The sequence below is a fragment of the Escherichia sp. AM3 genome (assembly GCF_032029835.1).
Classification (GTDB): Bacteria; Pseudomonadota; Gammaproteobacteria; order Enterobacterales; family Enterobacteriaceae; genus Escherichia; species Escherichia coli.
Genome location: NZ_JAVUPQ010001057.1, coordinates 1 through 262, shown reverse-complemented (window position 1 = coordinate 262; position 262 = coordinate 1). Strand labels below are relative to the sequence as shown.

1 protein-coding gene is annotated in these 262 nt (G+C 54.2%); it reads right to left on the bottom strand.

The annotated features are described in order from the left end of the window. Nucleotides 1-262, bottom strand: a 262-nt coding sequence (locus RTW80_RS29680; RefSeq protein WP_312721717.1) for a site-2 protease family protein, incomplete at both ends; no start/stop codon positions are given.

Here is a 262-nt window from a genome sequence, read left to right as displayed (position 1 = left end):
ATCCCAATCAGGGGTTTCGATACCATCAATCGCTTTAAGTTCCATTCCCGGTGTAATTTGCGCCGTTGCCGCAATAGAACCCGTAGTGATTTCGCCCACGACCGGGCGCACGCCAGGCACGCCGATGATAAACACCAGCCAGTAAGCGAAGATAGCGAAGATGAAATTGGCTACCGGGCCGGCAGCGATGATGGCAGCACGTTGTCCAACAGTTTTATTGTTAAACGCGCTATGGCGAAGTTCCGGGGCGACAGGCTCAACG